The sequence below is a fragment of the Neolewinella aurantiaca genome (genome assembly GCF_008014675.1).
Classification (GTDB): Bacteria; Bacteroidota; Bacteroidia; order Chitinophagales; family Saprospiraceae; genus Neolewinella; species Neolewinella aurantiaca.
In genome coordinates this window covers 67,414-89,062 of the sequence record NZ_VOXD01000010.1, presented here as the reverse complement: position 1 = coordinate 89,062, position 21,649 = coordinate 67,414, and the positions used below count along the sequence as shown (strand labels likewise).

18 protein-coding genes and 1 tRNA gene are annotated in these 21,649 nt (G+C 52.0%); 15 read left to right on the top strand and 4 right to left on the bottom strand.

The features are described 5' to 3' along the window. Nucleotides 1–137: 137 nt before the first annotated feature. Nucleotides 138–1,349, top strand: coding sequence for a serine hydrolase (locus tag FUA23_RS08350; protein ID WP_147930277.1), 1,212 nt, complete (start codon nucleotides 138–140; stop codon nucleotides 1,347–1,349). Nucleotides 1,350–1,574: 225 nt separating this feature from the next. After that, nucleotides 1,575–3,059 (top strand): M48 family metalloprotease, encoded by a 1,485-nt coding sequence (locus tag FUA23_RS08345; RefSeq protein ID WP_246144097.1) that lies wholly within the window; start codon nucleotides 1,575–1,577, stop codon nucleotides 3,057–3,059. A gap of 153 nt (nucleotides 3,060–3,212) precedes the next feature. On the opposite strand, the gene FUA23_RS08340 is transcribed toward FUA23_RS08345, so the two are convergent. Next, nucleotides 3,213–4,037, bottom strand: coding sequence for a hypothetical protein (locus tag FUA23_RS08340; protein WP_147930276.1), 825 nt, complete (start codon nucleotides 4,035–4,037; stop codon nucleotides 3,213–3,215). Nucleotides 4,038–4,381: 344 nt separating this feature from the next. On the opposite strand from FUA23_RS08340, the gene FUA23_RS08335 reads away from it, so the two are divergent. The 9 genes from FUA23_RS08335 (at nucleotide 4,382) to FUA23_RS08295 (ending at nucleotide 14,059) form a co-directional block, all read left to right on the top strand. Continuing rightward, nucleotides 4,382–4,454 (top strand) — tRNA-Phe (locus FUA23_RS08335). Between the two features lie 290 nt (nucleotides 4,455–4,744). After that, the gene (gene hisG / locus FUA23_RS08330; RefSeq protein ID WP_147930275.1) at nucleotides 4,745–5,611 is read left to right on the top strand and encodes an ATP phosphoribosyltransferase; all 867 of its coding nucleotides are present in this window, start codon (nucleotides 4,745–4,747) and stop codon (nucleotides 5,609–5,611) included. 181 nt (nucleotides 5,612–5,792) lie between these two features. After that, entirely contained in the window at nucleotides 5,793–7,079 is a 1,287-nt protein-coding gene (hisD, locus tag FUA23_RS08325; protein ID WP_147930274.1) for a histidinol dehydrogenase, read from the top strand. A gap of 220 nt (nucleotides 7,080–7,299) precedes the next feature. Next, nucleotides 7,300–8,355: a histidinol-phosphate transaminase gene (gene hisC, locus FUA23_RS08320; RefSeq protein WP_147930273.1), complete on the top strand. Its 1,056-nt coding sequence runs from the start codon at nucleotides 7,300–7,302 to the stop codon at nucleotides 8,353–8,355. A 163-nt stretch (nucleotides 8,356–8,518) separates the two neighbouring features. Beyond that, complete coding sequence (gene hisB / locus FUA23_RS08315) at nucleotides 8,519–9,658, top strand: bifunctional histidinol-phosphatase/imidazoleglycerol-phosphate dehydratase HisB (RefSeq protein ID WP_147930272.1); 1,140 nt, start codon at nucleotides 8,519–8,521, stop codon at nucleotides 9,656–9,658. Nucleotides 9,659–10,062: 404 nt separating this feature from the next. Continuing rightward, nucleotides 10,063–12,021: a histidine kinase gene (locus FUA23_RS08310; RefSeq protein WP_147930271.1), complete on the top strand. Its 1,959-nt coding sequence runs from the start codon at nucleotides 10,063–10,065 to the stop codon at nucleotides 12,019–12,021. Between the two features lie 21 nt (nucleotides 12,022–12,042). Continuing rightward, nucleotides 12,043–12,816: a LytR/AlgR family response regulator transcription factor gene (locus FUA23_RS08305; RefSeq protein WP_147930270.1), complete on the top strand. Its 774-nt coding sequence runs from the start codon at nucleotides 12,043–12,045 to the stop codon at nucleotides 12,814–12,816. Between the two features lie 89 nt (nucleotides 12,817–12,905). After that, on the top strand, nucleotides 12,906–13,502 hold the full coding sequence (gene hisH / locus FUA23_RS08300) for an imidazole glycerol phosphate synthase subunit HisH (protein WP_147930269.1): 597 nt from the start codon (nucleotides 12,906–12,908) through the stop codon (nucleotides 13,500–13,502). A 29-nt stretch (nucleotides 13,503–13,531) separates the two neighbouring features. Then, a complete protein-coding gene (locus FUA23_RS08295) occupies nucleotides 13,532–14,059 on the top strand; it encodes a rhodanese-like domain-containing protein (protein ID WP_187270938.1) in 528 nt (175 codons plus the stop codon). 28 nt (nucleotides 14,060–14,087) lie between these two features. Here the strand turns inward: FUA23_RS08295 and FUA23_RS08290 are convergent, their stop codons facing one another. Further along, nucleotides 14,088–15,281, bottom strand: coding sequence for a hypothetical protein (locus FUA23_RS08290; protein WP_147930267.1), 1,194 nt, complete (start codon nucleotides 15,279–15,281; stop codon nucleotides 14,088–14,090). Between the two features lie 262 nt (nucleotides 15,282–15,543). Here FUA23_RS08290 and FUA23_RS08285 point away from each other — a divergent pair, with 262 nt between their 5' ends. Continuing rightward, nucleotides 15,544–16,812, top strand: coding sequence for an aminotransferase class I/II-fold pyridoxal phosphate-dependent enzyme (locus FUA23_RS08285; RefSeq protein ID WP_147930266.1), 1,269 nt, complete (start codon nucleotides 15,544–15,546; stop codon nucleotides 16,810–16,812). A 180-nt stretch (nucleotides 16,813–16,992) separates the two neighbouring features. After that, the gene (gene trxA, locus FUA23_RS08280) at nucleotides 16,993–17,310 is read left to right on the top strand and encodes a thioredoxin (protein WP_147930265.1); all 318 of its coding nucleotides are present in this window, start codon (nucleotides 16,993–16,995) and stop codon (nucleotides 17,308–17,310) included. Between the two features lie 98 nt (nucleotides 17,311–17,408). On the opposite strand, the gene FUA23_RS08275 is transcribed toward trxA, so the two are convergent. Next, nucleotides 17,409–18,224: a hypothetical protein gene (locus tag FUA23_RS08275; protein ID WP_147930264.1), complete on the bottom strand. Its 816-nt coding sequence runs from the start codon at nucleotides 18,222–18,224 to the stop codon at nucleotides 17,409–17,411. 433 nt (nucleotides 18,225–18,657) lie between these two features. Beyond that, nucleotides 18,658–19,446, bottom strand: coding sequence for a hypothetical protein (locus tag FUA23_RS08270; RefSeq protein WP_147930263.1), 789 nt, complete (start codon nucleotides 19,444–19,446; stop codon nucleotides 18,658–18,660). A 215-nt stretch (nucleotides 19,447–19,661) separates the two neighbouring features. Between FUA23_RS08270 and FUA23_RS08265 the strand changes: the two genes are divergently transcribed. Next, nucleotides 19,662–20,897 (top strand): alanine dehydrogenase, encoded by a 1,236-nt coding sequence (locus FUA23_RS08265; protein ID WP_147930262.1) that lies wholly within the window; start codon nucleotides 19,662–19,664, stop codon nucleotides 20,895–20,897. A 166-nt stretch (nucleotides 20,898–21,063) separates the two neighbouring features. After that, complete coding sequence (locus FUA23_RS08260) at nucleotides 21,064–21,642, top strand: D-sedoheptulose-7-phosphate isomerase (RefSeq protein WP_147930261.1); 579 nt, start codon at nucleotides 21,064–21,066, stop codon at nucleotides 21,640–21,642. The last annotated feature ends 7 nt before the right edge of the window (nucleotides 21,643–21,649 follow it).

Below are 21,649 nucleotides of genomic sequence, written 5' to 3'. Positions count from 1 at the left end.
TTGTTGCTGTTTCAAACAAATTTGGGTAAATGTACGAAATTGGTTTGTAATGGTTGTCTGCAACAGTGCTGCGCAGACTATATACGTGAGCGGTTGTAAGTGAGTGCTTCAGGCCCAGGGTTCGCTATCTTAGAGCCATGAAAATTTTGTTAACTGTAATTACCTGGGCCGGTTTTCTGTCTTTTGCGTTAGCTCAACCGACTGAGAACCCTCTTGCTGAAATCATAGCACGGGGAAAAGACACTTTTGGGCTCTGGGCGAATAACCCTGATAAGTACGAAATTCAGGTGCTCTACACTGAGATCGACCGTAAGGAAGATGGCAGGCCAGTACTGAAGACTCACTGGTGGGGCTCGGATTCAACACAATATTTTTATCCGGCCAGTACGGTTAAGATGCCTGCAGCCATCCTTGCCTTACAATGGATTAATGAGCGTGGCATCAGAGGCCTGAATCCTCAAACCCTGCTTTTCCATGGAGCGGGCACGGCACCTGCGGCCGCGCCCCAAACACCAGCGACATCAGATACTACCAGCGCATCCGGTTACCCTTCCCTCGAACACTATATTCGTAAAATATTCCTGGTCTCCGATAATGACGCTTACAACCGAATTTTTGAATTGCTGGGGCCTACTTATATGAACCACGCATTGCAGCGTGCCGGAATTCGGGGCGGAAGAATTCAGCACCGCGTAGGTGTCGGGGGCTTTGATGCCGAAACCCACGCATGGCTGAACCCGGTCCGCTTCGTCAACGGTATGGAAACGCCCTACCAGATCGGAGAACGACACGACGGTTATTACGATCCGTTGACCAACGTGAAGAAACAGCAGCGCGGTGCGGGGTACCTCGCCGGTAACGGTGAAATGATCAACTCCCCATTCGATTTTAGCCACAAAAACTACCTCTCCATCCGTAATCTGCATGATATTCTTGTGCGGGTAGTTTTGCCGGAAACCGTGCCTGCAGGGCAACGCTTCAACCTGAAAGAACACGACCATAAACTTCTGCTCAGTGCTATGGGCCAACGCCCACGGGAAAGTAATTCACCCCGTTACGATAAGCCCGACAACTACGTGAAGTTCTGGATTTACGGCGACGAGCCTGAAACAACCAGAATCCCCGATGGGCTCCGCATTTATAATAAGGTAGGATGGGCCTACGGCTTTCTGATCGATGTGGCGTATATCACTGATACCGCATCGGGCCGGGAGTTTATACTGGCAGGAACCATACACGTCAACGAAAATAAAGTCTTCAATGATGGAATGTACGAGTACGAAACCATAGGTCTGCCGTTTTTCGGAGAGTTAGGCCGGGCGGTTTTGGCGCATGAACGAAGCAGGTGAGATACAGAAAACAGAGGTGGTATGGTAACGGAAGAGCTACAGTTGAATCTGCTCGTTAGGCCGGCAATGAAATCTGTAGTCTGATTACTCCTCTTTTACCAACTCGTTAAGAAAAGTGACCAGATAGCTGTTATTTGGTCATAAGATCGTTTAAAGCTTCCGGGAACCAACCAACAAATGGATGGTTTCCTGCTTTCTATTGACACGAATCAAAAACCAACAAGTATGAAATACCTCAATGGCCGCTTCTCGGCGCTTATTCTTTTTATGTCTCTTTTCCTGATTCAGGGATGCCAGGTGAACCCGGTAACGGGTAAGCGACAGCTTGCTTTTATGTCTGAAGAAAAGGAAATTGCCCTCGGCCAATCTTACGATCCGCAGGTAGTTGCAGAAATGGGAAAGTACGAGAACCCTAAACTGGCTCAGTTCCTGACGGAAAAGGGCAATGCGATGGCGGCTATTTCTGAGCGGCCTAACCTGCCGTGGAAATTCACGCTTATCGACTCCGACGTTGTGAACGCCTTTGCCGTTCCCGGCGGCTTTGTCTACTTTACCCGTGGTATCATGGCGCACTTCAACAACGAAGCGCAGTTTGCCGGTGTACTCGGCCACGAAATCGGCCACGTAACCGCGCGCCATACCGTAACACAGCAAGCCCGCCAAACCGTAGGTCAGATCGGCCTTATCGGTGGCATGATCCTGAGCCCCGAATTGGCCAGCCAGGGAGAGTCACTGATGCAGAGTATGCAGCTGCTCTTTCTGAAGTATGGCCGCGATGCCGAGAGCCAGTCGGATGAGCTGGGCGTTAAATACAGCACCCAGATTGGCTACGACGCTAAGGAAATGGCCGGTTTCTTCGGTACTCTCGACCGCCTCACCGGAGGTTCGGAGAACCGCGTTCCTGAATTCCAGAGTACTCACCCCGACCCGGCCAACCGCAAGGTCCGCGTAGGTGAGCTTGCCGCAGAAGCTCAGGCTGCCGCGCCCGGACAAAAGTTCGAGGTTGACCGCGACGGCTACCTCCGTCTCATCGACGGAATGATTTACGGCGAAGACCCAGCACAGGGTTTTGTGGAAGGTGGCTCTTTCTACCACCCCGGACTGGCCTTTCAGTTTAAAGTTCCCGGCCAGTGGCAACTCATCAACTCTCCCAGCCAGGTACAGATGGTGAGCTCCGACCAAAAGTCGGTAATGATCATGAAACTGGCCGCAGGCACCGATCAGAACGCTGCCGCACAGTCTTTCGTTGAAGAAACGGGGATCGTTGTTGCTACTTCCAACCAGAACGCGATCAATGGTAACCCCGCCACTACGATCTACGGTGACATCACCCAGCAGGCTACCGAGCAGGGCCAAACTGCACAGTCTACCCGGGTAAAAGCAAGCTTCATCAGCTACGGAGGAAATGTTTACATGCTCGCAGGCCTTTCACTGCCAGCAGACTTCACCCGTTACCAAAACGACATTGACTACACTCTGACGTCTTTCGCACGCCTTACCGATCAGAGTAAGCTCAACAAAAAGGCGGAGACGATTAAGATCGTTACCAACTCCCGCAGCCAGTCTCTGGGGCAGGCACTCATCAGCGCTGGTGTTCCGCAGGGACGGGTGGAAGAACTCGCCATCCTGAACGGAATGGAGGTGAACCAGACCATCCCGGCCGGAATGCTTTTCAAAGCTTTAGGTGGTGATATTCGCCAGCAGAAGTAAAAAGCTAATTCTAATTGAAGCAAACAGGCTGTCGCGATTTTTTCGCGGCAGCCTGTTTGCTTTGTACCAACTGCAGGTGGCTTTTTTCCGGCGCGGTCGCAGGTGAAGGGAAGGGTAATTGAAAAACCCGCTTTGCACCTGCGGCCCCGCTTGCTAAACCGCTGTTGGCTTAACCAGCAAAGCGTCTGTTTTCTCCAGAAGCTCCTTCTGGAGCACAGCCATTTCCTCCCGGTGCGTAAAGTAAAGTACCAGGGTGATCGCTGTGAGGTCGAGTTCGGGCAGCCCGATGTATTCTTTAAGTTTCACTTCCGTGAAGCCGGAAAGTTTCGCGATCGACGGGTAATCCAGTGCAAAAGCATCCAGTTTAGCCCGGAGCTCTGGTTCGAGGTTCATCATGGCCCGGCCGAATTCGTAAAGCCCCAGATGGAGGTACTTTTTTGGCTCTATGCAAGAGCGTAGAAACGCGGCGAAGGTCCAGATGATGGCGCCGTCCGGTGGGTACAGTTCCGAACAGTGCAGTACCTCATGCTCCGGGGTCGGGAAGAAGTGACGGTAAAAAACGATGGTCTCGTAATCGCCCAGCAGGAAGTCTTCCCGGTGAAAGCCTGCAGTAGCGGCCGAGGCTGCGACCATAATTTCTACATCGGCCGGAATCTCTTCGATCGCCTCACCCCGAAAGTGAAAACGCTCCTTGAGCAGGAAGGTCCGCCGACGGAACTCTCTCTTGCCCTCCAGGTCCAGCCGGCGGTAGAGATCGAAGCGCTCCAGGAGTGGAGCCAGCTCTACGGGAAGGTCCGGTGCGTGTTTCAGCCAGTACCGCCAGCGCAGCTGCGGCGCCAGAGCCAGAGCTGCTCCGATAGCAATGACAGGAATGATCATCAGGACATCGTAGGCACTACTGCTGGTGGTATAGCGCAAAATAGCACCGATGGAAAAAAGGCAAAGGCCGGAAATCGAAATAGCGCGTACAGGATCCAATAGAGCGGAGGTTAGAGGGTTGACAGTTGCCCGGCAGCAGGCTGTTGAGCCGGGCAAATTTGCTTGTTAAGGGAGTAGAAAACGAAGAAAGAGAATGTTTTTTAGAAAAACATTCAGGTTCTTTTCTGAGTAACGCCGGCAAGGTAAGCCTTAGTAAGTCAGGGAGTAACCTTAAATTCAGAACTTCCCGAAAGTAACCTCAATTGCTCTGTTGTGTAAAATAATTTGCCGGATGCTTGCCTAAGTCCGTTGAACGAACGTAACTTTGCGTCGCTCTAGCAGGAATGCCTGTGGTTGCAGATCATATTTCACGGTTTGATTTTCAACAAGAGCATATTCAATAGGGTGCAGTAGCTCAGTTGGTAGAGCAATGGACTGAAAATCCATGTGTCGGCGGTTCGATTCCGCCCTACACCACCCAAAGAACAGAACGGAAACTGGCAGTGCTGGTTTCCGTTCTTTCATTTCAGATAAACAGTAATGTTCAACTTCAACCATCATCATCACGCAGACTTCTCTTGCCACACCGGCGAGCGGTAATTGTGTGAATGACATTGAACATTCTTTAGAATTACTTCTTAAAGGTCCGTTGGCAAGTTGCCAACGGACCTTTTTTCATTTATATCCTGATTTTTTTTGTTCAGCCTCCATTCACCGTTTTGAATGTCACGAATGAAAGCTGAACGCGCCCCCTTGAAAATAACAATATGAGTACTCCTTCTCCACTTCGCATTGCTGTCCAGAAAAAGGGCCGCCTCCTCGATGAATCCATTCAGCTGCTGAAAGAGTGCGGCATCAAGATCGACAACGGCCGTGACCAGCTCAAAGCCGCCGCGCGCAACTTCCCCATCGAAGTCCTTTACCTCCGCAATTCAGACATCCCTCAGTACATTCAGGATGGTGTGGCCGACATCGGTATCATCGGTGAGAACACGATCATCGAGAAGAAGAAGGAAGTCGAAGTGGTTAAAAAGCTCGGCTTCAGCAAATGTCGCCTCTCGCTGGCGACCCCGAAGGATATGCCCTACAACGGCGTAAAAGACCTCGACGGCAAACGCATTGCTACCAGCTACCCCGTAAGCCTTCAGCTTTTCCTGGACCGGAACAACATCAAAGCCGACATCCACGAGATCAGCGGATCGGTAGAGATTGCTCCCAATATCGGCCTGGCCGATGCTATCTGCGACCTCGTTTCTACGGGGTCAACGCTCTTTAAGAACGGCCTCGAAGAACAAGACATCGTTCTCAAGTCTGAAGCAGTCATCGCTGCCAGCCCTAAAATGGACGACGAGCGCCGGGCAATTCTGGACCGACTGCTCTTCCGCGTCAATGCTGTTCTGGAAGCCCGCAACAAAAAATACCTGCTGATGAACGTCCCGACCAACAAAGTGAAAGCAGTAACAGCTTTACTGCCGGGTATGCGTTCCCCCACGGTTCTTCCGCTTGCCGAAGACGGTTGGAGCAGCGTCCACACCGTAATTGAAGAAGGGCGTTTCTGGGAGATTATCGATGAACTGCGCGCCAACGGTGCAGAGGGGATTCTGATCGTTCCTATCGACAAAATGATCCTCTAGTACGGGATGGAGGGCTTTTGGCCCGATTTTTACCCCTTCACAATGTGTGTCACCAAATGCACTATTATCACGAATTTGCCGCCTGTCACTTCTCCCCTCTCCCGGGGAGAGGGGCCGGGGGAGAGGGAAATCCGTGCATCTCGTGATACACACCTTCACAATTGCCTCAATCCAGCCACAGATGAAAATTTACAACAACCCATCCCGCGCCAACTGGCCATCACTCCTTCAGCGCCCCGCCAAAGACCTGAGTAATCTTCGTGCCTCGGTCAGTAGTATTATGCAGTCAGTGAAGGAAGGAGGAGACGCAACGCTAAGAGAACTCACCGCCCGTTTCGACAAAGTGGAGCTCGGTGACCTGGCGGTGGATGCCGAAACCATTGCTGCTGCCTCAGATCAGCTCTCGCCGGAATTGCGCAAGGCCATCACGCTGGCGAAGCAAAATATTGAACGCTTCCACCTGGCGCAGCAAACGAAACCGGAGGAAATCGAAACCATGCCGGGTGTTACCTGCTGGCGCGAAGCACGGGGCATCGAAAAGGTGGGGCTGTACATCCCCGGCGGCACTGCGCCATTGTTCAGTACTGTTTTGATGCTGGCGACTCCGGCGGCGATTGCGGGTTGCGGAGAGGTCGTGCTTTGCTCGCCGCCCAACCGGGAAACGGGCGAGATTCATCCTGCTGTTCTCTATGCCGCCAGCCTCTGTGGCGTAACTAAAATCTTCCGCGTTGGTGGCGCGCAGGCGATTGCAGCAATGGCTTACGGCACCGAATCAGTGCCGGCGGTGTACAAACTGTTCGGGCCGGGTAATGCTTACGTCACCGTTGCCAAGCAATTGGCGCAACTCGATGGCCTGGCCATCGATATGCCAGCAGGGCCAAGCGAGGTTCTGGTGGGCGCGGACGCAGGTGCAAAGGCAAGTTGGATTGCCGCCGATCTCCTGGCGCAGGCCGAGCACGGCGCTGACAGCCAGGTTGTCCTCGTGGTAGACAACGAGGAGCAAGCCGAAGAAGTGAAAACTGAGGTAGAGCGGCAACTGGCCGAACTGCCCCGCAGGGAAATGGCCGGAGCGAGTATTGCTAATTCCATGATTTTGATCTTGCCCGAAAGGAAAGACCAGTTGGACTACATCAACGCCTACGCCCCCGAGCACCTCATCCTTAGTATGGAAGACGCCCGCGCTTTCGCCCACGGCATCCAGAACGCAGGCTCCATATTTCTTGGGTATCATACCCCCGAGAGCGTGGGCGACTATGCGTCGGGCACCAACCACACCCTGCCCACGTACGGTTACGCACGCAACTACTCGGGTGTGAGCCTGGACAGCTTCGTGAAGAAAATCACGTTTCAGGAACTCACCGAAGAAGGCTTGCGTAAGCTAGGGCCTGCCGTGGAGACGATGGCGGAGGCAGAAGAGTTGAAAGGCCACGCGCTGGCGGTAACGGTACGACTGGCAGACCTGAATTAAATCTCAGGATTCAAGAAAACCCTTAGGCCATTGCTACTAAAAAACGATCTTTGCACCCGCGCAAGCGCCCAAAAGAATTTTAGGTAAATGATTAATTCCGTTCGTCAAACTTCACCCGCCGGTCGCCCGGAGATGTTCGCCAAGGTGTTGGTGGATAAAGGTAAATAGCAGCGCGCACGTTCGATCCCCAAACTATTTCCTTATCCTGAAATTACAACCAATGACTACTACGAAGATTAACTGGACGACCGAAAAAATCGAAGCTCTCGTTCGCCCCAACCTTCTTTCCCTGAAAGCATACTCCAGCGCCCGGGCGGAGTTCAAAGGCCGCGCCGATGTACTGCTGGACGCCAACGAAAGCCCCTGGCCCACCGGCCGTAACCGCTACCCGGATCCATCATCCACCGAGTTGCGCCTTGCGCTGGGCAAGCTCAAAAACTTCAATCCCGATCAAATCGTCTTCGGGAATGGCTCCGATGAGCTGGTAGATCAGATCACCCGCATCTTCTGCAAAGAGAACGACGCTGTTCATGCGTTGCCTCCGACCTTCGGGATGTACAAAGTGGCCGCCGGCATCGCCGGCGCGGAGTTTCGCGATACCAACCTCACGCCCGAATTCACCATCCCGGTGGATGAACTGAAGGCTACCTGGGACGACCGCAGCAAAATCCTCTGGCTCTGTAGCCCAAACAACCCGAGCGGAAACGCCATGGACCCCGCTGTGCTGGAAGACCTCATCCATACGTTTCCGGGCATCGTGGTGCTCGACGAGGCGTACATCGACTTCGTTCCGGAGTTGAGCTTCCTTGGCCGACTCGACGAATTCCCTAACCTCATCATCACTCAAACGCTGAGCAAAGGCTGGGGCATGGCCGGTATCCGTTGTGGTGCGGCCTTTGCTTCGCCGTTCATCATCCGGATGCTCAATACCATCAAGATGCCGTACAACATCAACGTCCTTACGACCGGGGTCGCACTGGATGCACTCGGGAAAAAAGAGGAGATGCAGGCCAAAGTAGACACCCTCATCAGCGAACGGAAGCGGCTGGAAGCAGAACTGGCTAAGCTGGACTGCGTGGACTATATCTTTCCGTCGGTGACCAATTTCCTTCTGGTCCGGTTCAAGGATTCTTCCACCGTTTACCAAAACCTGCTGGACAACGCCATTGTGGTACGCAACCAGGCCTACCAGCCGAACGCGGAGAACTGTCTGCGCATCACGGCAGGACTTGCGGAAGAAAACGATCGCTTGCTGGCGGCGCTGAAAGCGCTGTAAATGTTGTCCCCTGCTGCAGGCGCTGAGAATGCTGGAGGAGCAGAGGTGTTATAGGCAGGGTTGTGTCCGCGTCCGGGAATAAGGTCGCAGGCTTGTATTTGTTAAATCTTATTGCCCAAATGGCGTAACCTTGCCTGATCGCAGGGTTTTTAAAATCAGTTATATGTCCAAAAGAGTACTTTTCCTTGACCGCGACGGCACCCTCATCCTCGAACCGGCAGATTATCAGGTAGACCACATTGACAAGCTCAATTTCTACCCCGGTGTCTTCCGCTGGCTGGGCCGCATCGTGCGTGAGCTCGATTACGAACTGGTGATGGTAACGAACCAGGACGGACTGGGAACGGAGAGCTACCCCGAGGAAAATTTCTGGCCAACCCACAACGCCATGCTCCGCGCGCTGGAAGCCGAAGGCATCACCTTCTCTGAACAGGTGATTGACCGGACTTTTGCGGCCGATAACCAGCCCACCCGCAAGCCAGGAACCAAGTTGGTAGAGCACTACATGACCGGTGATCACGATCTGGCCAACAGCTACGTAGTAGGTGATCGCCTGACCGATATTCAGTTGGCCAAGAATATGGGGGCGAAGGGCATTTGGATCGCCACCGATCCGGAGCTGGGCGCAGAGGAACTGGACGTGGACCAACTCGCAAGCCTGAACGATACAATTGCCCTGACGACCACCAGCTGGGAAGAGATTTACCGCTTGCTTCGTCTTGCGTCCAGAACGGCCTCCATTCACCGTAAGACGAAGGAGACCGACATTAAAATCGAACTGGACCTTGACGGGACAGGGAAAACGGACATGAACACCGGTCTTGGCTTCTTCGATCACATGCTCGATCAGTTGGGCCGTCATTCAGGCTGCGACCTCAGTGTCGCCGTAGATGGCGATCTCCACATCGACGAACACCACACCATCGAGGATACCGCTATTGCTCTGGGCGAAGCTTTCGGGCAGGCACTCGGAGATAAGCTGGGCATAGAGCGCTATGGGTTTAACCTGGTAATGGACGAGTCTACGGTGGACGTACGCCTCGACTTTGGCGGCCGGCCCTGGTTGGTGTGGGACTGTAGCTACAAGCGTGAGAAGATCGGGGATATGCCTACTGAGATGTTCCATCACTTCTTCAAATCTTTCAGTGACGGGGCGAAATGTAATTTGGCGATCAAGGCCGAAGGGCAAAATGAGCACCACATGATTGAGGCTACCTTTAAGGCACTCGCCAAATCCATCAAAGCTGCAAAGCGGCGGGATGTAGACAACATGCGGTTACCGTCTACGAAAGGGATGCTTTAGTAGTCTGTCAAAACTTAAATCGGTGGTAGATTGCTGGCAGGTTTTTGAGCCTGGCAAGGGACTCGATCCGGAGTTCAACAAGGATTTGAGCGACGCAGTCAGAATTGAAAAGATGCCGCGGGCTGCTACCATATTCAGGTCTGACGGGCCGTTGGGTTCAGTTGTAGCTGTAACAAAATAATGGCCATCCAGTCATCGGATGGCCATACAATCAACGTCTCTCATAAAGTCTGTTCATAGTGTAATCGCTAACGTATAAGGCGTGTCGTTCATGATATAAAGAACGAGTTTGCCTTTGTCATTTACCGTTCCGGATTCACTGGAGGCACAAATGAATTCACGGAATGGATAGATAAAGCTATATTAGGGCATTCATAAGTTGACTAACAGATCAATGAATTTAGATGTCTCTCATTAAAACAGACTTGCGTAAACGAAGGTTATTACCTGGTTTTTTTGTTTTGCCTGGTGTGGTGATCTTGCTGTTTTTTCTTTTGGGGTGCGAGTCTGAAGGTGCAGAAGATCAGGTTGTGTCTAGTGGAGGCCCCTCGTTTGATCAGGAGGTTACCAGGAAGATACCCGTAGAATTTTTAACGGACACTGCTGGTTACGGAGAGAAGGTCAGAGAGCTGATGCCGGTTCTGCGTTCTGATCCGGCTACAAGAGAGTTGGAGGTTTGGTATGACCGTAAAGATTCGTTGATTACCGAGATGGGAGGCATGGAAGAGTTCGCTGACTATATCAACGGGCTGGCCAGCATTGCGCTGGATAACAAGGATTTTGAAGATGCTGCAAAACTGAAAAACGCTCTGGCCCGCATTATTTACCTCAAGGGAGATTATCCCGAAGCACTGCAACTGTATAACGATGCTTTTGAAATAGCGAAGTCGCAGGGAGACTCAAAAATGATGTGCTGGAATTTGTTGGGACAGGCAAATACACTCATCCGATTTCATGATTTTGATCAGGCTGTTATCCATTTTGACCAGGCAGAGAAGCTTGTCAATAAGCTTAAAGAGCCAAGTATATCGTCTCACCTTTTGCTGACGGGCGCTATTCTGGAATTCAGCACCGGGACGGTAGACTCCGCAATTTACTTTGCAGAGGGTGCTCTGCGTCTGGCCCGCGAAGAAAAGCTGGGGGAGTTAGAAAAGTATTCGTTGTCGAACTTGTCTTACCTCTACATAAGTCAGAAGAAGTACGAACAGGCAATTGAACTATTGGTGGAGCGAGAATTGCCTGCTTCTGATGAGTTGACGATCAGCACCGCTATGATCAACTTTAACCTTTACGAGGCTTACCTGGGGAAGAAAAACTATACCAAAGCTTACGCTTGTTTGATGGAAGGGTGTCAGGTTTCGGATTCACTTCGATTTGCTTTCGGCATTTCGTTCTGCCGGAAGAGTTTGTCTGAGTATTATGAAGAAGTGGGGGATAATGAGAAGGCTCTTGCGTATTTCAAGGAGTATCACACCATCAACGAAGAACAAACGGGGTTGAAAGCCAAAAGTGAAATTCAATCCATACGCGCAAAACAAGCTTTGCGGGAAAAGGACTGGGAGATAGAGCGCCTTCTGCTGGTAGAAGAAGAACAGAAGCAGACATTGCTGAACCGGAGGCGGGCGATGTACAATGTAGTGATTGGCCTTGTAGTTTTTTTTGGTATCCTCTTTTTACTTATCAGTGCCAGGAGCCGCGTCAATATTGCCAATAAAAACCGGGTTATTGCAGAAACGAAAGTGCGCTTACTTAAGTCACAGATGAATCCGCACTTTCTCTTTAATGCGATCACCGGTATCCAGAATTTCATCCTCAAGTCAAAGAAGATGGACGCGTACAACTACCTGGGGAAGTTTTCAGACCTTCTCCGGACAATCGCACAATCTTCTACTACGGGTAGTATAGCACTGAACAAAGAAATAGGGCTTATAGAAACATACCTGGAACTTGAAAAACTGCGCTTCAGAGACAGTTTTGTTTTCGAATTGAACGTGGCCGACTCCTTACGTGATTTAGACGTAGAAATACCCAGTATGATGGTTCAACCTATTGTGGAGAATGCTATTCAGCATGGCCTTACGGGACTCTCCTATCAAGGAGTATTAACCGTAAGTTTTAAGCCTTTCGAAAACTGTATTGAATGCGTCGTGGAAGACAATGGGAGAGGACGCGCAGCTGCTGGTGGTGCTCGCTTACAAGCGGGGCGCCACCTATCCATTTCAACGAGCAATACCCAGGAAACTCTGAAATACCTTCAAGCCCTTGGTTACACAAGCGCGAGACTTTTTATCGAAGACTTGCACCATCCGGATGGAACGGCTGCGGGAACACGGGCCAGGATTTACCTCCCTTTCCTAAACTGATTCTTACCAAACGCCAGACCAATGAGAAAAGAAAAGTTGAAATCCATTGTCGTTGATGATGAAGCCAGCAGCCGTGAAAATATTTTGATCCTGCTGGAAGAATTTTGCCCCGACGTTAATGTTGCAGGTGTTGCTTCAAGCGTGAAAAAGGCAGCAGAACTTATTGAAGACGAGAACCCCCAATTGGTGTTTCTGGATATTCAACTTGGTACAGAAACTGCCTTTACCCTGCTGGAGCAATTGAACGAAATATCTTTCGAGATCATATTCGTGACGGCATACGATCGGTTCGCTATCAGAGCATTTGAGTTCATGGCAATCTCTTATCTGCTCAAACCCATTGATGTCGATAAACTTACTCAGGCGGTGGATAGCGCGGTGAAGAGAGTTGGGGTAAAGTCGTTTCATGTGTCGATGGAAGAGATGGTACAGCAAGTACGTAACTTCAACCGCAAACAACACAAAATTGCTCTGTCTACTGAAAAAGGGTACGAGATGGTTCACATTAACGAGATCACTTATTGTGTCGCGAATGGTAGTTACACCAACTTTCACTTCAAATCAGGCAGCACCATTACAGTCTCTAAAAATCTCAAGTATTACGAAAGGTTATTGGAGGATTATGATTTCTTTCGCAGCCATACCACTGCTCTTATCAATCTTCTTTATGTGAAACGAATAGATCGTTCTGATGGAGGAAGCCTGGTGATGGAAGATGATTGCATGCTGCCCGTCTCAAAAGCAAGGAGAAAAGAACTGGAAGCTCTAATCAAAGAGAAGCGGCGACTGATCTAAAAATCAGGTGATGTGTTGTTTTTTAATCCATGAAGTCGGAAAAGGCGATATTTGTCAGCCTTTATCGATAAAACGAACTATTCTTTCACGTGATAGCAGTAATAGACTACAACGCCGGCAATATTCGATCCGTTCTTTACGCCCTGGAGCGAATCGGCGTAGAGCACGTGCTCACCAGTGACCACGACGTAATCCGGGCAGCCGATAAGGTTATCTTCCCCGGGGTGGGCGCAGCGGAGAGCACCATGAAGCACCTGAACGAGACGGGACTAACCGAGCTGATTCGTTCACTGAAACAACCAGTTTTTGGCATCTGTGTAGGGATGCAACTGTTATGCAGCCATAGTGAAGAGGGGGACGTTCCCTGTATCGGCGTTTTCCCCGAAAGGGTGAAGCGCTTCCGGCCAGTCAATGGTGACAAAGTACCGCACATGGGCTGGAACAACGTCAAACTATCCGCAAACAACAACTGGGTGAGCAAGGAGGTGGATAATGACTTCTGTTACTACGTCCACAGTTACTACGTTGAAACCGGCGCTGATACCGTAGCGACTACTGAATACTGTGGTGTTGAATACGCAGCAATGCTGCAAAAAGACAACTTCTACGCAGCGCAGTTTCACCCCGAGAAGTCGGCGGCTGTAGGGGAGCAGATCATCCGCGATTTTTTAGCGGTGGATAACTGAATCCCCGGTTGATGCGTTTACTTATTATTATGAAACGAGCCCTCGCCTCCTTGCTCTTTGTCCTTTCCCTTGCAACCTGCGGCCGCGCCCAGAATGTGCCCGCCCGCCTGCAAACGGGATACGATCAGCTGGACCAGAAACTAGAGAAACTCATATCTGCCGACGAACTGGCCGTTAGCGCCAAAGAAGCTGCATCTCTGGACAATGTACTGTTTCTGGACGCCAGGGAATCTTTTGAGTACGACGTTAGTCATCTGCCCGGAGCAATTAATATTGGCTACGATAACCTCAACCTCAAAACGGTGAAAGACGTCGATAAGTCACGGCCCGTTGTGGTGTACTGCACCGTCGGCTACCGCAGCGAACGCGCCGCCAAAAAGCTTCGGAAACGAGGCTTTACGAATGTGTACAATCTCTACGGGAGCCTGTACGCCTGGAAACTGGCCGGTCTTCCGCTGGAAGACGCTAACGGGAAACCTACGGAACGTTTACATACCTACAACGAAAAGTGGGGTAGCTTCGTGCCGGACAGCATCGGCGAAAAAGTGTGGGAGTAGGCTCATGCCGGGAGGATTCAATACCTCATCACAATTTGAAACCTACCCACAGGATGAGTAGAAGTAACACCAGGGATACAAGATGAATCGGCCAGGGCACGGAGGACGGTGCATCAGCCGGTGTTTTCTCTACCGAATTACTCCAGGCAATAAACGCATCCGCAATTGGTAGTTGGCCGAAAACATAGCGTTTCTTCCCGAACCAGGTGAATCCGAAGCCGAAGGCTTCGATGCTGTTCCGCAGACCTTTATACAACTCATAATCGCCGTTGACGTAAGCGGCCCGTTGGCCCACCACCGAGGCTGCTCCGCCGATGCCCCAGATCACCGGGCCGGAGTCGATGTCGCCCGTACCCTCCATCCCTTTCGGGTACTCCCGGATGCCGGGGAGGCCCAGACGCTGGCCGACAAAGTATTGCTGGTACAAAGCGAATTGTTCTGCTGCGAATGCGGAATCGATTTCCGGCAGGAGGCTCAGCATCAGGCTTTGTGAGCTGCCCCGCGCGCCCTGCGGCGGCGCGCCTTCGTAAACAACGTGGGGGATGAGCCCGGTGGCGGGATCTAGTGCTTTCTTGACTTTGGCGAGCCACCCTTCAATGAGAGGCTGGTACCGGAGGGTGTCGAAATAACGGTCGTATGAGGCAAGGGAAGCGATGGCCAGTAGGTTATCGGCCGGCCAGATACCGCCGTGGTAGGACTGCAGGTAAGGGCTTTCTGCTTCCGCGTAGGCCTTTGCAATGTCCTGGCAATTGAGCCTGAAGTTTTCCTCATGCAGTCCGGTAATCTCCTGAGAAATAATGTCCGCTTCAAGTCTTTTTCCGGTGAGGTAATTGGTCCATCCCCGATAGAAGGCGCCGTAGGGCAGGGGGAGGTCTTCGTTGAAAATGCGGCGGCCGGTTTCCGAATTCATTTCTGCCAGGGCCCAGTCGATTTCGTTCAGGGCTTCATCTCCGGCTTCGTTGTTCAATTCGGTCCAGGTCAGGCCGTAGAGTGCGTTCATGAAGAGGTGCCCTTCGGGGAAGAGGTGCTGCATGTTTTCCGCCGCTCCTGCGTGGATTTTCTTCTTCAGGTAGGTCAACTGATGGTGTACATCTTTATTCGGGCAGCATCCTTCATCAGACCGGACATCCGGTGAGAAGTAAAATCCTGCATTGAAAAAGAGAACAACTGCTGCAAGCAGCAAAAGGAAGAGTTGGCAACAGCGTTTCAGGAGTTTGTACATGGTTTTCGGATGGTGTGGCTTTTGACCTCTTTAAGTAAACGGGGCCTCATAAATTTTATGTTGCGAACTTGATAAGTAGACCAGCTCTGATAGCTCCGGGGTAAAACGGTCATTCGCACAACGAACAAGGTTTTGTCAACTTTCCCTGCACCCGCGTCTGCGCCCCTGGAAAACTTGACGCTCTACCGACGCTAAGCAGCTGCAAACATTTCGCGCCTACTCTACGGAATTCTTATCTTTGCGCGATCAAAAGCGAAAGCAAATGAAAGATCTTTTCGAAAAGTTCAACCATAAAGGCCCTCTGGGGCAGTACCAGGACGTAGCTCACGGCTACTTCTCTTTCCCGAAGCTGGAAGGAGAACTAGGCCCGCGCATGCAGTTCCGTGGCAAGGAGTATATCATCTGGAGCATCAACTCTTACCTGGGGCTTACCAATCACCCCGAAGTGCGCAAGGCAGATGCCGAAGCTGCAGCTGAGTTCGGTATGGCTTACCCGATGGGGGCCCGCATCATGAGTGGTGAAACGGATGCTCACCTCCAACTTGAAAAAGAACTCGCTGAGTTCACCCAAAAGGAAGAGTGTGTGCTCCTCAACTTTGGCTACCAGGGCATCATGTCCGTAGTCGATGCTTGTCTCAGCCGCCACGATGTGGTGGTTTACGACCGCGACGACCACGCCTGTATCATGGATGGTATCCGGATGCACACTGGCCCCAAGTATGCCTTCAAGCACAACGACATCGAGCACTTCGAAGTCCGCCTCAAGCAGGCCAAGGCTGAAGCCGAAAAACGCAATTCCGGTATCCTCGTGATTTCCGAAGGCGTCTTCGGTATGCGCGGTGAGCAGGGTATCCTGAAAGAAATCTGTGAGTTCAAAGAAGAGTACGGTTTCCGCCTCCTCGTTGACGACGCACACGGCTTCGGTACCCTCGGCGAAACCGGCATGGGTGCTGGTGAAGCACAGGGTTGCCAGGATCAGATCGATATCTACTTCTCCACTTTTGCTAAGGCAATGTCTGGCTTCGGTGCCTTCATTTCCGGAGACAAGGACATCATGGAGTTCTTCCGCTACAACCTGCGGAGCCAGCTGTTCGCTAAGAGCCTCTGTATGCCGATGGTAAAAGGAGCGCTCACGCGCCTCCGCCTGCTGCGTACCATGCCCGAACTACGCGAAAAACTGTGGCGTAACGTAAACCACCTGCAGAATGGTCTTAAAGAGGCTGGCTTTGACATCGGAAATACCGGTGCCTGCGTAACACCCGTGTACATGCACGGTAACGAGTACGAAGCCGGTGCCCTTATCTACGACATGCGCGAGAACTACGGCATCTTCTGCTCCATCGTACTGCCGCCGATGATCCCGAGAGGCCAGATTCTGCTTCGTATGATCCCGACTGCCGAGCACACGCCGGAAGACATCCAGACTACGCTCGACGCCTTCAAGGCCGTTCGTACCAAACTGGAAGACGGAACTTACGCCAAAATGGGTGAAGAACTGTCTAAAGGTGCCCTCGCGGGTGTCTTGGAATAGAAACCGGATCAAACCCGATCGTTCTGACAAAGAGGGATGTTGCCACTGCGGCAGCATCCCTCTTCGCTTTTGGGGGCAAAGGGAATAATTGACATCTGTCTGTGGAAAATTGGTACTTGCTACCCCCGCAAGCCTCCTAACTTTGCAGTGTAAATTGATAACCTCTAAAATTATTTCAAGATGCAAGCCATCACATCCAATAAACAATTCAACGATCTGGTCGCCGGCGGGAAGCCTTTTGTTATTGATTTCTACGCCGATTGGTGCGGACCTTGTCAGGCGCTGTTACCAACGGTAGAAAAACTGGCCGAAGAGTACCACGGCGAAGTAGATATAGTAAAGGTTAACATTGACGAACAACGCGCGCTGGCCGAAAAATTTGGTGTACGCAGCATCCCGTCTTTGTTTTTCCTCGAAGGCAATCAAATCAAAGACAGCCTGAAGGGTATGACGTCTGAGCACGAATTACGCAAGCGAATCAGCAAATTAGTTGCTTAGAGCAACAGACACTTTATGAACAGCATTGAGAGGTTGCTGCACACACCAAGTGCAGCAACCTCATTTTTTTAGGGCGCAAACGCAGGTGCCGGGGGAGGTTAACGATTCGGTTCTCCGCCCGGAGATTTCAACCGGTAACGGACTACGAGAGCTCTGGGTACCGGCACAAGAAAACGCCCGAGATGAGCTTCGAGGCCAACCACGAAGCGATCGTTAAGTTGGTAATTGATACCGGCCAGCAAGTCAAGATCAAAATCAAAAATGGTGTTGACACGGAAGCGTTCAACAACGTTTTCTATCGAACCAACTTCCTGGTTAAGGCCAGGAAATATCTGCGAAAGCCGAATCCCCTCGGTGTGTCTCACCCCAAAGCGGCCCTGCAGACCGACGTAAGGCCGCAGGCGCTTCCCTTTACGCAGGTGATAGTTGAAGTCGGCCATCAAACCACCGTAGGTCTCCTTGGTCCCCCATGAAGAATAGTAGAAATCGTCGGGGAGGTCTTCGAACGGGTCTTCCGTTATTTCCTCGTCGTTGAAAGTAGGAAGGAAGAAGAAACCGGCGGAAATTTCCAGTCGCTCGTCCACTCGGTAGTGGAAACGAATGCTGGCCAGGAGATTATAGATTATCTGCTCCCGCTCTGCTTTGCGCCGAAGATTGGGTTCCTCGTAATAAAGGGTTTCGTCTCCGTCAAGAGGGGAGGTCACGCCGAAACGGGGATATGGATTGTAAACAGTCCCTGTGCTGCGGGGCAGGGTGTCGTTGGCTGTGACGTAGGGAGTTAGAATAAACTTTGAATCGACTTCCGGCTGAAGCATCAGGCTCAGATACCAGCCCTTGCCAAAAATACTGATATCGTTTTGTTGGGCGGTGAGGCAAACGGGCAGGAACAGAAAAAGGATGATAATACGGTGCATACAGGGTGCTTTAGGTTGTAGGTGAACCACAAGATATAAAACCTCTTTAAAGCCTGTTTCTTGGTGGAACGCTCCCGATTGAGGGCCGGAGGTCCGTCTCTTGTGGCGATGGGTGTAGCCCGTCGTTTTCGCTGATGGGTGCGTTCGGGGAAAAGGGTTGAGTCATTCAACGAGATTGATCGGCTTTGGTGGTGGGTGTTTCGGTGCGCTGCTCCGTTCCTCCCGGCCATTCCGAATCGATAGCTGATCCGCGGAACGCTCGCGGCTGAGGGCCGGAGGTCCGTCTCACGTGGCGATGGGTGCAGCCCGTCGTTTTCGCTGATGGGTGCGTTCGGGGAAAAGGGTTGAGTCATTCAATGATAACGATCGACTCTGGCTGAGCTTTCGGGCGCTGCTCCGCTCATCACGAGGCGAGTCGGCTACAGGCGCTCATTCACAACTCCCGCCGAATCTGCATCCCCACCAAACCCGGTCCCAGGACCGGGGTACTCGTAACGTTAAGCCCAACCGACCAGGCATCACTAATTCGAAAAAGTAAGCCTGCGGTAGCAACGAAATCCAGGTTGATCTGACTGTTTGTCAAATCAGGAACAGGTGTGCTCAGGGGCAAAATTTCAACGGTCTCTCCGATATAGGCCCGGCCGAAGGGGCGCTGGTTTCGATGGGTATGGTAAACATTGATACCCATCCCGAAATATGGGTGTAACCGGCGCTCGGGCAAGAGGTGATAGTTGCCGCGCAAGGTCAGGCCAACGGAGCGGAGCTCAACCTCCTCGAGGTTGAAGAGAATGGGCGCGCTGGTGTTGACGATACCTCCCTGGATAATTTCGTCGTCAACGCCGGTAGTGTATCCTGCTTGGTTGAAGAACATCCCTGCGGAAAAGTCAAAGTTGGTCCCGATACGACGATGGGCAGTAATGGTTGCGCCGAACCAGAAGTCGGAATCTGCCGGAGAACTCTTCTGCCCGTAGACGTAATCTCCGCTGAAAATACGGTCCTGTCCCGCAATGTTGATGGTATCGTAAACGCCATTTTGCGGCCGCTGACTGACCGGGATGTCATTCGGATCGGTTTCGAACTGGACGCCATTGAGCAGGGGACGCTTACTCAGTTCCGGCGCAAAACTCGCGCTGATCTCCCAGCCGTTGGAAGATTTGTTTTCGCGTTGAGCATGGAGGGAAAGGCCCGCCAGAAGGCAGATTAAGAGGGATAGGTAACGCATAATTCGGTGTCATTGATTCATTGATAGAATGACAAGCCGGTAAGTCTTTGTGCCGGAAGGTTGGACTTTAACGCTTTTCAAGGCCGGAAAAACGGGCGTCCTAAAACGGATTCCGGCACCTGCGTCAGCGCACCTGTCTAATTTGCCACTAAAAACACAACCTCGACGCCCGTAAAGTGTTACCACAACAGGCACGGGTAACCCATTCATCGTCAATGAGCAGTAAGGATAAAAAAAAGGTATCTCTCCCGGAGGAGCTAACGTCAGGCTACGGCCAGACCCAAACCGAAACGCTTGCTGTGCAGCATAAGCAGGAATCTTTATATATCGGTATCCCCAAAGAAATTACGCTGCAGGAAAAACGTGTTGCCCTGGTACCCAGTGGCGTTGCCAACCTAAGCAGCCGCGGCCACCGCGTCCTGATTGAAACGAAGGCTGGCGCAGCCAGCAATTTCACCGACCATGCCTACAGCGAAAGTGGAGGAGAAATAGCTTACTCCGCTCAGGAAGTCTACCGAAAAGCCCAGGTTATCCTGAAGGTAGCTCCGCCTACGCTGGAGGAAATCGACATGATGCAGCCCAACACGGTGCTCATCAGTCCGTTGCAGTTGCCAACCATCAGTGCCGAGTACCTCTACCGCCTCAAGCATAAGCGTATCATCGCGCTGGCGATGGAGTACCTGCAGGACGAAGAGGGCTGCTTTCCGCTTGTTCGCATTATGAGCGAAATGGCGGGCATTTCCGCTATTCAGACCGCGGCACATTTGCTGTCCTCCGCCCAAGGAGGACCCGGCGTTCTGTTAGGCGGCGTCTCCGGAGTGCCCAGTGCGAAAGTTGTTATCCTAGGAGGAGGAGTTGTAGCTGAATACGCCACCCGCGCCGCCTTGGGCATGGGCGCCGAAGTTCGCATCTTCGATGATAACATCCATAAACTGATGCGCCTCCAAAACAGTGTTGGCCGCCAGTTGTACACCAGCGCCATCAACCCCCTCTATCTGCGCCGCGAACTCGTTACCGCCGAAGTCGCAATTGGTGCTATTCACGCCGAAAACGGCCGCGCACCGGTAATGGTAAGCGAAGAAATGGTGAGCCAGATGCGCCCCGGCTCCGTCATTATAGACGTGAGCATCGATCAGGGTGGCTGTTTCGCCACCAGCGAACTCACCAGCCTGGATAAGCCCACCTTCGTAAAGCATGACGTAATCCACTGCTGCGTCCCCAACCTCGCCAGCAGGGTAGGGCGTACGGCCAGTATTGCGGTCAGCAACGTCCTTGTTCCCATGCTCCTCAAAGCCGACGGAGCCAGGTCTTTCGAGCACTTCATCCTGCACCGGGCGGGTATGCGGCACGGCGTTTATACCTTCCGCGGCTGCCTCACGAACGACTACCTCGGTAAACGGTTCGAGATGCGTTGCACCGATATCGACTTGCTGATGACGAGTGGAATGTAGAAGGTGAAAAATTGTGCAGTAGCACTACCCACTACGTTCTACCCGCTACGATTTCGACAGCTATCCCGTGCGGTAGCACTACCCTCTACCAACTTCTACTCCGATGCCTATCCCGTGCAGGAGCACTACCCACTACATTCTACCTTCTACCAACTACCTTTGCAGAATGCAATCCACTATCCGCAAAAACCTGCAAAACGCAATAGACCTCAAACAGCAACTGCTGTCTGATGAATTTACGGTGAACCTCATTGTAGAAATGACCGAAGCGATCGTGAGGGCTTACCGCAACGGACGCAAAGTCTTCTTTTGCGGAAACGGCGGATCGGCGGCCGATGCCCAGCACCTCGCGGCCGAACTCTCGGGGCGTTACTACTACGACCGGCCGGCACTTTTTGCCGAAGCACTGCACGTAAATACCTCATACATCACGGCGGTAGCGAACGATTATTCGTTCGATGATGTGTACGCCCGCTGGATCACCGCCATCGGCCAGGAAGGAGATGTTCTGATCGCGATGTCTACTTCCGGCAATTCGCCGAACGTGGTAAAAGCCGTTGCGCAAGCTAACGAAAACGGTATGGTAACCATCGGTTTTACCGGAGCGGATGGCGGAGCTCTGAAGGAAGCTTGCGACCTCATTCTTCGGGTGCCTTCAACGGATACGCCGCGCATTCAGGAGTGCCATATGCACATCGGGCACACCCTGTGCGAAATCGTAGAGGCCACCATTTTTCCCCGTTAAATCACCC

Coding starts and splice junctions, on each gene's coding strand:
- FUA23_RS08290 (WP_147930267.1), bottom strand. CDS start 15,281: ATGTACAAACTCCTGAAACGCTGTTGCCAACTCTTCCTTTTGCTGCTT.
- FUA23_RS08265 (WP_147930262.1), top strand. CDS start 19,662: ATGAGCAGTAAGGATAAAAAAAAGGTATCTCTCCCGGAGGAGCTAACG.
- FUA23_RS08285 (WP_147930266.1), top strand. CDS start 15,544: ATGAAAGATCTTTTCGAAAAGTTCAACCATAAAGGCCCTCTGGGGCAG.
- hisB (WP_147930272.1), top strand. CDS start 8,519: ATGTCCAAAAGAGTACTTTTCCTTGACCGCGACGGCACCCTCATCCTC.
- FUA23_RS08350 (WP_147930277.1), top strand. CDS start 138: ATGAAAATTTTGTTAACTGTAATTACCTGGGCCGGTTTTCTGTCTTTT.
- FUA23_RS08275 (WP_147930264.1), bottom strand. CDS start 18,224: ATGCACCGTATTATCATCCTTTTTCTGTTCCTGCCCGTTTGCCTCACC.
- FUA23_RS08270 (WP_147930263.1), bottom strand. CDS start 19,446: ATGCGTTACCTATCCCTCTTAATCTGCCTTCTGGCGGGCCTTTCCCTC.
- FUA23_RS08345 (WP_246144097.1), top strand. CDS start 1,575: ATGAAATACCTCAATGGCCGCTTCTCGGCGCTTATTCTTTTTATGTCT.
- FUA23_RS08260 (WP_147930261.1), top strand. CDS start 21,064: ATGCAATCCACTATCCGCAAAAACCTGCAAAACGCAATAGACCTCAAA.
- hisG (WP_147930275.1), top strand. CDS start 4,745: ATGAGTACTCCTTCTCCACTTCGCATTGCTGTCCAGAAAAAGGGCCGC.
- hisD (WP_147930274.1), top strand. CDS start 5,793: ATGAAAATTTACAACAACCCATCCCGCGCCAACTGGCCATCACTCCTT.
- FUA23_RS08305 (WP_147930270.1), top strand. CDS start 12,043: ATGAGAAAAGAAAAGTTGAAATCCATTGTCGTTGATGATGAAGCCAGC.
- FUA23_RS08310 (WP_147930271.1), top strand. CDS start 10,063: ATGTCTCTCATTAAAACAGACTTGCGTAAACGAAGGTTATTACCTGGT.
- trxA (WP_147930265.1), top strand. CDS start 16,993: ATGCAAGCCATCACATCCAATAAACAATTCAACGATCTGGTCGCCGGC.
- hisC (WP_147930273.1), top strand. CDS start 7,300: ATGACTACTACGAAGATTAACTGGACGACCGAAAAAATCGAAGCTCTC.
- FUA23_RS08295 (WP_187270938.1), top strand. CDS start 13,532: ATGAAACGAGCCCTCGCCTCCTTGCTCTTTGTCCTTTCCCTTGCAACC.